Below are 13,013 nucleotides of genomic sequence, written 5' to 3' on the forward strand. Positions count from 1 at the left end.
TTCTAAGCTAAATTAAAGCGTGCGCTGTTCGATGGCACGCCTTTAAAATCGCTAAATAAGGGGCGAATTTGGCTGGTTAAGCGCGCAAGATTTTAATTAAACAAATGTATAATATCGGTATGAGGAGTTTAAGAAAGTACTGCTATATTGCGTTTGTCAGTGCTGCGTTATTGCCTTGGAATGCAACCGCGGTTAACCACGAAGCGTTAACTGCGCGTTTGTTCGTCCAAAATAAAAACACCAATGCGGTTGAACGCATGTTGGTGCAAACTCTGCAATCGATTAAAGAAGGCCGTTTGCAACAGGCGCTGGATTATGTTGACCAGTTGCTGACGATCTCTCCCAACTTTGCCCTTGCCCATCTGATTCATGGCGATTTGCTTTCTGCCAAAGCCAGGATTCTAAACAGTTTTGGTGATGCTAATACGGCAGATGTCACCCGCATTCAGGATTTCAAAGAAGAAGCTGAAATCCGTATCCGCAATTATTTTGACCGTAACCGTGGCTTGACCCAGCCCAATATGCTGGTGGAGTTGTCAGAAAAGCAAAGCCACGTCCTGTTTGTCGATACCGCGCGTTCACGCCTGTATGTCTATGAAAAAGGGCAGGGCGATGTGTTGCGCTATGTCGCTGATTATTATGTCACTATCGGTAAAAACGGTATCGGCAAAAAAGACCAGGGTGACAAGCGTACGCCAATAGGCGTTTATTTTGCCTCGCGTAAACTTAATCGCCCCTTGCCGGACTTGTATGGCGATGCAGCGTATCCGCTCAATTATCCAAACGAGATTGACAGCTACGAACGCAAGACTGGTTCCGGTATTTGGATACATGGCACGCCCAGGGATACTTACAGCCGTCCGCCGCGTGCCAGTGATGGTTGTGTGGTGTTGTCCAACCCTGACATGAAAGCCCTGCAAGAAGTGTTGCAGGCGGGCAATACGCCGGTCGTGATTGGTGTCAATTTTCAGTGGGTGAATCCAGATTCTGTGCGACATCAGGACCGTCACAAAGCGGATCTTAAATCAGCGATCGAACAGTGGCGTAAAGACTGGGCCGCACAAAATACCGACGCTTACCTGTCTCATTACACCAGCGACTTCTTCTATTCTGAAGGCGATTTGTCCAGATGGACGAGTTACAAGCGCCAGATTCAAGCGGCCAAGCCCAAGGTGAGCGTCAACTTGTCTGAGGTGAGCATGTTCACTTATCCTAACTCCAAGCGAAATATGGTGGTCGTAGACTTTGAGCAGGAATATGTGAGCGCTGCATTACGTAATGTCATGAAAAAACGACAATACTGGGTGCAGGAGAATGGTGAATGGAAAATTTTGTACGAAGGATCAGCGTGATGCGTGTGTTGTCTTGGGTATTAGGGTGTTGCTTGTTGGCCGCAGTGGGTGTGGCGAATGCGGCAACGCAAGTGCTGTTTGAAACCAATCAGGGTAACTTTGCGGTTGAGGTGTATGCTGACAAAGCGCCTAAAACGGTGGAAAACTTTTTGCAATATGTGAAAGACGGTTTTTATACCAATACCATTTTTCACCGTGTGATTGGCCGTTTCATGATCCAGGGCGGCGGTTTTGACCGTGAGCTGACAGAAAAACCAACCCGCGCACCGGTTATCAATGAAGCTGGTAACGGCCTGGTCAACCAGACCGGCACCATCGCCATGGCGCGGACGCAAGATCCTAACTCAGCCACTGCGCAATTTTTTGTCAATGTCGCTGATAACCAGTTTCTGGATTACAGCAGCCCGGAACCGGACAGAATCGGTTACTGTGTGTTTGGTAAAGTAGTGTCTGGCATGGACGTAGTGTTTAAAATAAGCAATTTGCCTACTGGCAACCAACGCGGCTTTTCAGATGTGCCGATTCGGTCGGTCATCATTAAACGTGCAACGATAGTGACTAGCAAGTAACGGTTAGCAAATCACTATCATCATCCTCAATAAACGGAGAATATTTTGGTCAAACTGACTACCAATTTTGGCGATATTACGATTGAACTCAACGCAGAAAAAGCCCCGATTACCGTGGCTAACTTTTTGAGCTACGTTGAAAAAGGTTTTTATGATGGCGTGATTTTTCATCGCGTGATTAACGACTTCATGATTCAGGGTGGCGGTTTTGACACCAACATGAAGCAAAAAGCGACTGACGCAACCATCAAAAACGAGGCTGACAATGGCTTGTCTAACGACAAATACACCTTGGCCATGGCGCGTACCATGGTGCCGGATTCAGCGTCTGCACAATTCTTTATCAACGTGAAAGATAACGACTTCCTCAATTTCACTGCACCAACCAGCCAGGGTTGGGGTTACTGTGTCTTCGGTAAAGTGGTAGAGGGCATGGACGTGATCGACAAGATCAAAGCCGTACCAACGACCAATCGCGCTGGCCACCAGGATGTGCCAGTGGAACCAGTGATCATTGAAAAAGCTGTTGTGGTTGCCTAAGGCATGACCACATGGATCATTTCTGATCTGCACTTATGTGCGCAAAGGCCTGCGGTAACGCAGGCTTTTTTGCATTGGTTGCGGACGGAAGTTACGACGGCTGAAGCGCTGTATATCCTCGGTGATTTTGTTGAAGTGTGGGTGGGCGATGATATTCTCGCTGACCCGCAGCATGGCGCGGAGTTTGTACCGATTGTGCAAGCATTGCGTGCGCTCTCGGACCAGGGCGTGAAGTTATACTTTATGCATGGCAACCGTGATTTCTTAATTGGCCAAGGTTTTGCGCAAGCCAGTGGCTTGCAATTGTTGCCTGATCCAACCTTACTGACATTAGGCGAAACACGCATTCTTTTGAGCCATGGTGATGCCTTGTGTACCGACGATGTGGCTTACCAGCAGTTCCGCAGCCAGGTACGCACACCGCAATGGCAGCAGGCTTTTCTCGCACAGCCGCTTGCCGCCCGATTGGCCTTTGCCGAACAGGCGCGCCAGCAAAGTACACAAAACAAGGCGATGCACGCCCAAACCACGCAACCCATGGATATTATGGATGTGAATGCAGCAGCTGTGCTGGCTTTGCTGCGCCAGTATGATTACCCGGATGTGTTGTTACATGGTCATACGCATAGACCAGGCCGTCACCGGCTGGAGATTGATGGGCATGTCTGCGAGCGCATGGTGCTCGGCGACTGGCATGATCAGGCGGTTTGCGCCCGCTGGGACCAACATGGTTTGCAGCTATCCCTCTTATCGCTGACTTAAGTGCAGGCAAGCGCCACGCCACGATAGTGCAGAAAAAGCGCCATTTAGGCAGTTAATTCATATCATGGCAGCGCAGCGCAGGCTGTTAAACTGGTGATATTGCTATTCAATGTCCGATTGATGTTATTGTTTTTGCGCTATCAGTGTTAGACGTGTTTAGATGCTTCATATTTAAAAATCGTTTTTGGTTTGGAAATTGCTTTTAATGCTGCCAGGACTTTCCACTTACCGCGAACGCATTCTTTTTAGTCTGGCCTTGGTGTTGATCTACATCATCACCGGCAAGCTGGGCTTGATGCTGGCCGTCCCTCCCGGGTATGCCTCCGCCATTTTTCCGCCCGCTGGTATCGCGATTGCGGTGACCTTTGTCGTCGGGCTGCGCGCACTGCCTGCGATCTTTGTCGGATCGTTGATGCTCAACCTTTGGGTCGGTTATAGCGGTAGCCATCATTTCAGTTGGATAGGGCTGGCCGTCGCGCTGTTGATTGCAATCGCTTCCACACTCCAAGCATTATGCGGCGGCACATGGCTACGGCGTAAAATTTCTTATCCCACCACACTGGATGCGCCCAGGGAAGTCATTTCTTTTCTACTCTATGCACCACTGATTTGTCTGGTCAGTGCCAGCCTGTCGGTTGCCGGTTTGTTTGCGCTAGGCCTGGTCGATCAGCAGAGCGTTGTCACCAGTTGGTTGTCGTGGTGGGTAGGCGACTTTCTGGGACTGGTGGTGATGTTGCCATTAACACTAGTTGTCCTCGGCCAGCCGCGAAAATTGTGGAGAAAGCGCCTGCACACAGTCGCAGTGCCTATGCTCATATTGTTTGCCTTGCTGGTGTTGGCTTTTATTACAGCCAGTAAGTGGGAGCGTAAAGAGTCGCTGACTGAATTTGAGGGCCTTGCCAGCCAGTTATCCGAGCAATTGCGCGTGCGACTGGAGTCACAAGAGGCCGTGCTGGCGCAAATCAGTGCCTTGTTTACTTACCAGCAGTCAGATGTGAGGCAGGAGGACTTTCACAACTTTGTCAAAGTGACGCTGGATAAATACCCGATGATTTATGCTCTTGAGTGGGTACCCAAGGTGAGCCATGCCAAGCGCGACAGTTTTATCGCAGAAATGCAGACTGAGTTTCCGGGGTTTGAGATCAAAGAGCCTGGTGCAGATAACCAATGGCATCCTGCCAGAGCACGTTCTTATTATTTTCCATTGACCTATATTGAGCCAGCCACTGTGCAGTCGCAACGCGTGGTCGGCTTTGATCTGGCTTCGATGGATAATCGTAAAATCACCCTTTTGCAGGCGTTTAAGCAAAACCGGGCAGTTGTGACTTCGCCAATCAAGCTCTATGTGGGCTCGGGTCGCCAAGATGGTTTGCTGTTGATGTATCCCGTGCATGGGCACCGCTATGATGGTGTTGTGCAAACGGTGCTGATTTCCAAAGATTTTTTTGGGGCATTGTTTTCGCGGTCACAATCACTGCTGAATGTGCGGTTGATTGAAAAAGAAAGCCAGGCGGTGCTTTATGCCGCAACGACAGATCAGTCGTCTGATATTGTCTTTAGCCGGGATTTCAGGTTCGGTGATAAGCATTACCGGCTCGACCTCTCGCCATCTGCCCGCTATTACGCTCAGCATAGAGGCTGGCAAAGCTGGAGTATGCTGGCGGTGGGTATCTTCTGTACCGGGCTGGTCGGCGCCATTTTGTTGATGGGGACTGGCTATACGGCCAGGGTGGTGGCGCAAGTGAATGAGAAAACGCTGGCGCTCAAGGAAAGTGCGGCCAGGTTCCAGGAGATCACTGACACCTTGGGTGAGGGGATTTATGTGACCGATATGTCGGGCTTGATCACGTTTGTCAATCCCGAGGCATTGCGTTTGCTTGGTTGGCGCAAGCACGATTTGCTGGGTAAAAATGCGCATGCCCTGTTCCATTATCAAAAAGTCGATCACTCACATTATGCCGAGCATGAGTGTTTGCTATGTAATGTCATGAACAGCGGGCAGGCGCTGAAAACTTCAGACGAAGTGCTGTGGCGGCGCGATGGTCGGCCTATTCATATTGATGTGACCTCGGTGCCGATTGTTCGTGATGGCAAAGTCAGTGGTGCTGTGGTGGTATTTGATGATATCAGCAGCCGCAAAAAGACAGAGTCAGCGCTACGCGCCAGTGAGAAAAGCTTTCGCGAGATTATGGAGTTTGCACCGATTGGCATGGCGATTGTCTCGCTGGAAGGCCGCTTTACTAAGGTCAACCAGGCCTTGTGCAACATCGTCGGTTATAGCAACGACGCGCTGGTGGCAACCACCTTTCAGGAAATCACCCATCCTGACGACTTGGCCACCGATTTGGATTATGTGCAGCAGTTGCTGGATGACAAGATAAATGCCTATCAGATGGAAAAGCGTTATATCCGTCGTGATAAAGCGGTGGTGTGGGTGCAATTGTCGGTGTCTATTTTCCGTGATGAGGAAAATGCACCGCAATATTTTATTGCCCAGATTGAGGATATTACGGCGCGCAAACATCAATATGACGAGGTCACGCAAGAGGCTTATTTTGATGCATTGACTGGCTTGCCCAATCGCCGGATGTTGCTTAGCAGGTTGCATCAGGTGCATGCGCGCTTGCCGCATGCGAAGCAGGCAGCTGCTTTACTGTTCCTGGATATCGACCATTTCAAGCAGATTAACGATACGCTAGGCCATGATGTCGGTGATGCGATTTTAAAAGAGGTCTCCACGCGGCTGCAGGGCTGTTTGCGGCAAAGCGATACGGTGTCCAGGCTGGGTGGTGACGAGTTCGTGATTCTATTGCCAGAGCTCACGCAACGTGACGATGCTGAGCATGTGGCACAAAAAATCCTGAATAGCTTTGTATTGCCCGTGCAAGTGAATGAACGCAGCGTTCATATTGGCGTCAGTGTCGGTGTGGCTGTCTGTGCCGCAGGGGGGCAGGTGGCGGTGGCGGAGTGGATGAAACAGGCCGATACAGCGATGTATGAAGCTAAAGGAGCAGGTCGCAATGGGTACCATGTGTATTCTGCATAGCATGCTCACGCTGAGCAATAAAAAAAGCCCTGCATGCAGGGCTTTTTTTATTGCTGGTCCACGGCCTTAGGCGTCTAGCGCTTAAATTCGTGTGGTCTGACCTGGGCCGCAATTTTATCCAGTACGCCATTGATGTATTTGTGGCCATCAATGCCGCCGTAGGCTTTGGCTAGCTCCACTCCTTCGTTAATGGCAACGCGGTAGGGGATGCTGACATCAAACATCAGCTCATAGCCGGAGATGCGCAAAATGGCATGTTCGATCGGGCTCAGTTCTTCCAGTTGGCGGTCAATAAACTGGCTGATCATGGCGTCAATGTCGGCTGTGTGATCAAGCACGCCAGTCAGCAATTGCTTGAAATAGGTTTCATCGGCCTTGAAGTAGTCAGGGTCGTCCAGGCTATCGAGGCGCAGTTGTTTCACATCGCCCGCATTCATGCGGTTGCGGTAGAGCGCTTTGAGTGCCAGTTCGCGTGATTTGCGGCGGTTTTTGCTGCCTTTGCTTTTGGCAGGCGCCGCTTTTTCCTGGCTCACCGCTGCTTTATCTTCACTCATAGTGCGCTCACTAAATTCGCCATTTCAATGGCTGCTTGTGCGGCTTCAGCACCTTTTACTGCCACGCGGACTTCCGCTTGCTCATCGTTTTCTGTGGTGAGAATCGCATTGGCAACCGGCACGCCTGTATCGCGTTGTACTTCTGAAATGCCACGTGCAGACTCATTGGACACCACTTCGAAGTGGTAGGTCTCACCGCGGATAATCGCACCCAGTGCGATCAAGGCATCGTACTTTTCAGTCATGGCCATGTGCAACAGCACCAGCGGGGTTTCCAGCGCGCCAGGTACGGTGGCGAGGGTGATATCTTCAGCGTTGACGCCCAGTTTGAGCAGTTCCTGTTCGCAGGCTTGCAACAAGCCTGCGCCAATGTTTTCATTAAAACGGGAGAGAACGATACCGATTTTCTTACCGTTACCGTCCAGGTTTTGAGCAATTTTGTTCACTTGTGCGTCCGTGGGTTAAAACATAAAGCGCTATTTTAACCCAAACGGCTACGTTACGGATTATGCGAATAGTGACCAGGCTTTTTGTACCGTCATCCAGATGCCATAACTGATGGGAATCAGGACAGCCAGCCACGCCAGTTTGACCAGAATCGCAGGTGTTTTATGGTCGTCCTGCTTGATGTTCACCGCCTGCTGGGTGGTGTTTTTGCCACCACTTTGTTCTGCTGCCAATTCGCTGTCTGACATGAAGTATTTGTCAGCCACTGGCCTGACCAGCAAGTTGGCAATAAAGCCGACGCCGAGCAAGGCCGCTAGCGTCATAAATATCGGCGCATAAATATCGGCATAGGGGACGTTGGCTTCCAGCCGCACATCGTGCAGGTAGTTGACGATGACTGGGCCTAGAATGCCTGCCGTTGACCAGGCAGTAAGCAGGCGGCCGTGAATAGCGCCTACAAACTGTGTGCCGAACAAGTCAGCCAGATAGGCTGGAATGGTGGCAAAGCCACCGCCATACATGGAGGCAATGATGCAGAACACCAGCAGGAACAAGGCCAGTTGATGATGATTGGCTGCATAAGTGCCGCAGACATACATCATGATGCCGAGTACAAAAAAGATGAAATAGGTCGTTTGGCGACCCAGTTTGTCTGACGAGGTGGCCCAGCCGATACGGCCGAAAATATTAAACAGTGAAATCAGCCCGACAAAACCTGCGCCCACCGCTGCGGCTGCGGCGGTCAGCGCTTCATCTGCCTTGATCTCGGCAAACCCAAGTGCAGGCTGGCCGATCAGTACCCCGCCAAACGTTTCCTGCAACATGGGCGCTGCGGCACCGATAATGCCGATGGCAGCAGACACATTCATGCACAAAATCAGCCACAGCAACCAGAATTGCGGCGTTTTGTGCGCATTTTTCAGGTGCACATGGCGGGTGGCAACCAAGCGGTTGTGTTGAATGTCTGGCGGTGTCCAACCAGCAGGCTTCCAGTTGGCTGCGGGCACGCGGTAACCCAGTGAGCCACAGGTCATAAACACGGCATAAATCACGGCCAGTACGACGAAGGTTTGCCACACGCCGGGGGCGGTGGGCGTCGCGAATATACTCATGAGTTTGGTGGCCAGTGGTGAGCCTATCATGGCGCCGCCGCCAAAGCCCATAATGGCCAGGCCTGTGGCCATGCCGCGGCGATCAGGAAACCATTTGATCAGGGTGGAGACGGGGGAAATATAGCCCAGCCCGAGGCCGATGCCACCAATGACACCGCTGCCCAGCCACATCATCCATAGCTGGTGTTGATAAACACCGAGGGCGGAAATGAGCAAGCCACCACACCAGCAAAGCATGGCAACCAGACCTGCCTTGCGCGGACCTGCCCGCTCCAGCCAGGCGCCCCAGACGGCCGCAGAGCAGCCCAGCAGGACGAAAAACAAGGTATACATCCAGCCCAGGTCAAACTGGGTCCAGTTGCAGTCGGTGGCGGTCAGCGCTTTGGCGGTGCCTGCCAGTTTATCTGCAAAGGTGCTTGCCCCCGCGGCGCAGGCTGCCACTGGTTTGCCATCTGGCCCCGTGAGCGCATTGCCCAGCGGTTTCCAGAATACGCTGAAGCCATAAGCCATGCCGATAGAGAGATGTACTGCCAGTGCTGCCGGTGGTACCAGCCAGCGATTGAAATGGCTGCCAGCGGTGATGTGTTCTTTGGAAAGATTAAGCAAGATTAAAAACCCCTTTATTTTTTGCCGTTACATCTTGTTACAATTCGGCCTAAAAGGCAATAACAGCAAAATTAAATTTATGTGATGTTGTCATTAAAATGTCATAATTAATTCATAAACTGGCGAGCATTCAATCAATACTTTGATCTCATATTGCTTAAAGGGAGTGTCATGGCAGCAGCGAATATTTTGGTGGTAGAAGACGAACCGGCGATTCAGGAATTGCTGGCGTTAAATATCAAGCAGGCGGGGCATCACGCTATCCGTGCCACCAGCGTCGAACATGCACAAATGTTGTTACGTGAAACCATGCCAGACCTGATCTTGCTGGACTGGATGCTGCCTGGCATGAGCGGCATTGAGTTTGCCCGCCGCCTGAAATCTGACAGCCTGACTAAAGAAGTACCGATTATCATGCTGACGGCACGTGGTGACGAGTTTGATAAAGTACGCGGCCTGGAAGTAGGCGCAGACGATTATGTGACCAAACCATTCAGCCCGCGTGAGTTGAATGCGCGTATCAAAGCCGTGTTGCGCAGACGCGCACCGCAAATGACTGATGATCCGATTGAAATCGCCGGTTTGCACCTGGACCCGACCACACACCGCGTGACTGGCCATAATGTGCATATCCCGCTGGGCCCGACAGAGTTTAAATTGCTGCACTTCTTTATGACCAATCCTGAGCGCGTGCATAGCCGCACACAGCTGTTGGATAAGGTATGGGGTGACCGCGTGTTTGTCGAAGACCGTACGGTCGATGTGCATATTCGCCGCCTGCGCAATGCACTGGTAGCTTCCAAGCATGAGGAAATGATCCAGACCGTGCGTGGTTCCGGTTATCGCTTTTCCGTGCATACTGATCCTGGCAATTAAGCCGCTTTCGCCTGGCCAAGATTTATTTGAGCGTGATAGGGGTCGCGCTCTATCCTCAGACAGGGTGTCGTGATACGCTTGCGCGTGTTGATTTTTCACGATTAAATAGCCCATGAAACACCTTTTTACCCAAGCTTGCTCAGCTGCTACGTATCGCTGGTTGATACGTTTCTTTTGGCTGGCATTAATTATTTGGGTAGCCCTCACTTTCCGCCAGCACGGCATCAGCAACGACGAGTATGTACAGCATACTTATGGCCAGATGCTGCTCGACTGGTATCAGTCCGGTTTTAAAGACCAGGACGCGTTCCACTACCGGAATCTCTATCTGTATGGCGGCCTGTTTGACATTATTGCCGCTGCGCTGGATCCGTATATTCCGATCATGATCTGGGATATCCGCCACTTGCTCTCGGCCTTGTTTGGTTTGCTGGGTTTTTACGGCGTGTCCAGATTCGCGCATTTGCTGGGCGGCGAGCGCCTGGCGTTGCTGGCCATGACCCTGCTGTTCCTCACCGTATCGTGGTCTGGCACCATGTTTACCCATACCAAAGATGTGCCGTTTGCCACGTGCATGTTGTGGGCGCTCTATGCCACAGCACTGGTGGTGCGCGATATGGAAAATGTCAGTGGCAAAGCGATTGTATTGCTTGGGTTCGCAGTCGGCGGCGCATTAGGCTTGCGCGTTGGCGGCGCTTTTGCCGTGATCTATCTGGTGTTGCTGGTGCTTGTGCGTGTGTTGCTCGACCACAAATATGAACGCACGCCGATATGGTCGCGCTTGCTGCGCATGGTGGTTGTTTTGCTGCCAGCGGCGGTGTTGGCATTCGTATTCATGGCCATGTGCTGGCCGTGGAGTGTGATTGAGCCGGACAATTTGCTGGAAGCCGCCAAGTCCTTCTCGCACTTTGACTTTAATATGCAAACCATTGCCAATGGCGTGGTCTACAACATCAGCGAAGTGCCGCGCAGTTATCTGTTTCAGTATCTGGCGGTTAAATTACCTGAGGCGGCTTTGTTAGGCATCTTCAGCCTGCCTTTGCTGTGGTTCGCCGACCGCCAGGCTTTGCAACTGGCTGATCAGTCTACACGCATGGTCATGTACACCCTGTTGGTGGGTATCTTGTTTCCTCTCGTCTTTGTGATGGATGACCGGCCTGCTTTGTATAACGGCGTGCGTCACTTTACCTTTTTATTGCCTTTGTTAGCGATCTTCTCCGCCTGGGCGATCGTGGCCGTATGGCAGGCATTGGCGCACAGTCATCTGCACGCAAGAGTCGCGTACCAGGCCATTTGGGCTGGCGTGATTGGTGGCCTGATGCTGGTGACCTTGGTCGATATTGTGCAATTGCATCCATACCAATACGCCAGACTCAACCGCCTGGCAGGCGATCAAACCCAGGCGCAATTTAAGTGGGAAGGCGATTACTGGTCCAGCGCCTTACGTGTGGCGACTGATCAGCTCACCGAGATGCATTTGCCTGCGCGCACCAAACCTTACTGGGTGGCGGCCTGTGTCGATACACCACAAATTGAACCCTATCTCGATGGCCGCTTTAGTGTGACCCGTCGTTGGGAAGAGGCCGACTTTTTCTTGTCTACCACCAATATGCATTGCCACGAAGTCATGAAGGGCAAGCTGATTGGCGGCGTACAGCGGCAGGGCATGTGGCTGGCGGTGATTAAAGACCGTCGCCATTTACAAGGCGCTGACCGCCTGGCCACGCCGGCCAAAAACTAGTAGCAATCCGCTACAATAACCGTATCGAACCTGCTAATCTGATTGCCATGACCACAGTTGACTCTCACCGCCTCACCGCCCAACCGCATATCACGGTGATGGTGCCTGCTTACAATGAAGAAAAAAACATTGCGCATACACTGCAAAATATCCGCGGCGTGCTACAGCAGATGTCACCGCATTGGGATATGGTGGTGGTCGATGATGGCAGCCGTGACCAAACCGCACAGGTTGTACAGTCACTGGTCGAGGATTGCCATGTGACCCTGGTCAGGTTTTCGCGTAACTTTGGCAAAGAAAACGCCATTAGCGCCGGCCTGAGTTATGCCAAAGGCGATGTGGTGATTTGCATGGATGCCGATGGTCAGCATGCCTCTGAACTGATGTTGACCATGCTGGAAAAGTGGCGTGAAGGCTACGACATGGTATATGCCGTGCGTCAGGACCGTGAGCAGGAGTCCTCCTTCAAGTTATGGGGTTCGCGCCTGTTTTACCGCATGATGAGCGCCAGTACCCATGTGGAAATCCCGCGTGATGCCGGGGATTTCCGCCTGATGAATCGTAAAGTAGTCGATGCCTTGTGCGCCTTGCCCGAGCGTAACCGCTTCATGAAAGGGATTTATGCCTGGGTGGGTTATAAGTCTATCGGTATTCCTTACACACCCTTGCCGCGCTTGCACGGGGAGAGTGCTTATTCAAAACTCAAATTGATTGCGTTAGCCTGGACAGGTATTACCAGTTTCTCCGTCCTGCCATTGCGCCTGGCCAGTTTAACCGGTGCGACATTGGCTTTGCTGGCATTTGCCTATGGTGCAGTGGTGGTGGTGGATGCCTTATTTTTCCATGAGTCTGTGCCTGGCTGGCCGACCGTGGTGGCCAGCATGATGTTTTTCGCCGGGGTGCAGTTGTTATTTATTGGCGTGCTGGGCGAATATCTTGCCCGCGTCTATGACGAAGTCAAAGGTCGTCCGCCTTACATTGTGGCTGAAGTCGTTGCACCGACTGCGTCCGGTCACCAGCCCTGAGGTTAAGATGCGTGCCTCGGTATTAGGGTTTGTCAGTGTGGGTGCGTTGGCTGCAGGCGTGCATTACATCGTGGCATTGTTGACGCACGCCTGGGGCTGGCAGCCTGCCGAGGCCAACTGGCTAGGTTTTTTATGCGCCTTCCCTGTGAGTTATATCGGGCATCGCCGCTGGTCGTTTCGTGGCACACAGGCAAGTCATCTTGCCGCATTTTTCAAGTTTCTGGCAGTGGCTTTGCTCGGTTTTTTTGGCAACCAGGCCTTGTTGTGGCTGGCTCTGACTTACACGCCGTTGCCATTCTGGTTTGCGCTTGGCGTGGTGATGGTGTTGATCGCAGTCAGTACTTGGCTGCTGAGCCGCTTCTGGGCTTTTCAGCATGATTAAG

Annotated in this window: 12 protein-coding genes; 9 read left to right on the top strand and 3 right to left on the bottom strand. The window is 51.8% G+C overall.

Annotation, left to right across the window (positions count from 1 at the left end; genetic code table 11):
* Positions 1 to 104 precede the first annotated feature (104 nt).
* The 5 genes from OH31_RS10275 (at position 105) to OH31_RS10295 (ending at position 6,269) form a co-directional block, all read left to right on the top strand.
* Positions 105 to 1,352: a L,D-transpeptidase family protein gene (locus OH31_RS10275; protein ID WP_024930651.1), complete on the top strand. Its 1,248-nt coding sequence runs from the start codon at positions 105 to 107 to the stop codon at positions 1,350 to 1,352.
* Positions 1,352 to 1,921 carry a peptidylprolyl isomerase gene (locus tag OH31_RS10280; RefSeq protein WP_024930652.1) on the top strand — a complete coding sequence of 190 codons (570 nt, stop codon included), beginning with the start codon at positions 1,352 to 1,354 and terminating at the stop codon, positions 1,919 to 1,921. The genes OH31_RS10275 and OH31_RS10280 overlap by 1 nt, the downstream gene beginning before the upstream one ends.
* A gap of 45 nt (positions 1,922 to 1,966) precedes the next feature.
* A complete protein-coding gene (locus OH31_RS10285) occupies positions 1,967 to 2,461 on the top strand; it encodes a peptidylprolyl isomerase (RefSeq protein ID WP_019883364.1) in 495 nt (164 codons plus the stop codon).
* Positions 2,462 to 2,464: 3 nt separating this feature from the next.
* Positions 2,465 to 3,223 (top strand): UDP-2,3-diacylglucosamine diphosphatase, encoded by a 759-nt coding sequence (locus OH31_RS10290; protein ID WP_024930653.1) that lies wholly within the window; start codon positions 2,465 to 2,467, stop codon positions 3,221 to 3,223.
* Positions 3,224 to 3,428: 205 nt separating this feature from the next.
* A complete protein-coding gene (locus OH31_RS10295; RefSeq protein ID WP_024930654.1) occupies positions 3,429 to 6,269 on the top strand; it encodes a diguanylate cyclase domain-containing protein in 2,841 nt (946 codons plus the stop codon).
* A 74-nt stretch (positions 6,270 to 6,343) separates the two neighbouring features.
* Here OH31_RS10295 and nusB read toward each other — a convergent pair whose 3' ends face one another.
* Genes nusB through OH31_RS10310 form a run of 3 tightly spaced genes read right to left on the bottom strand, consistent with a single transcriptional unit; the run spans position 6,344 to position 8,892 of the window.
* Positions 6,344 to 6,823 carry a transcription antitermination factor NusB gene (gene nusB, locus OH31_RS10300; protein WP_024930655.1) on the bottom strand — a complete coding sequence of 160 codons (480 nt, stop codon included), beginning with the start codon at positions 6,821 to 6,823 and terminating at the stop codon, positions 6,344 to 6,346.
* Entirely contained in the window at positions 6,820 to 7,269 is a 450-nt protein-coding gene (ribH, locus tag OH31_RS10305) for a 6,7-dimethyl-8-ribityllumazine synthase (RefSeq protein ID WP_024930656.1), read from the bottom strand. Before ribH ends, nusB begins: the two co-directional genes overlap by 4 nt.
* A gap of 60 nt (positions 7,270 to 7,329) precedes the next feature.
* Positions 7,330 to 8,892, bottom strand: coding sequence for an OFA family MFS transporter (locus OH31_RS10310; RefSeq protein WP_036299090.1), 1,563 nt, complete (start codon positions 8,890 to 8,892; stop codon positions 7,330 to 7,332).
* A gap of 267 nt (positions 8,893 to 9,159) precedes the next feature.
* Here OH31_RS10310 and phoB point away from each other — a divergent pair, with 267 nt between their 5' ends.
* The 4 genes from phoB to OH31_RS10330 all read left to right on the top strand — a co-directional run bounded on the left by phoB (position 9,160) and on the right by OH31_RS10330 (position 13,012).
* On the top strand, positions 9,160 to 9,864 hold the full coding sequence (phoB, locus tag OH31_RS10315) for a phosphate regulon transcriptional regulator PhoB (protein WP_019883356.1): 705 nt from the start codon (positions 9,160 to 9,162) through the stop codon (positions 9,862 to 9,864).
* A 112-nt stretch (positions 9,865 to 9,976) separates the two neighbouring features.
* Positions 9,977 to 11,605, top strand: coding sequence for a hypothetical protein (locus OH31_RS10320; RefSeq protein WP_024930658.1), 1,629 nt, complete (start codon positions 9,977 to 9,979; stop codon positions 11,603 to 11,605).
* A gap of 47 nt (positions 11,606 to 11,652) precedes the next feature.
* A complete protein-coding gene (locus OH31_RS10325; RefSeq protein ID WP_024930659.1) occupies positions 11,653 to 12,630 on the top strand; it encodes a glycosyltransferase family 2 protein in 978 nt (325 codons plus the stop codon).
* Positions 12,631 to 12,637: 7 nt separating this feature from the next.
* A complete protein-coding gene (locus tag OH31_RS10330; RefSeq protein WP_024930660.1) occupies positions 12,638 to 13,012 on the top strand; it encodes a GtrA family protein in 375 nt (124 codons plus the stop codon).
* Position 13,013: the final 1 nt, after the last annotated feature.

Source organism: Methylophilus sp. OH31 (assembly GCF_000576615.1).
Lineage (GTDB): Bacteria > Pseudomonadota > Gammaproteobacteria > Burkholderiales > Methylophilaceae > Methylophilus.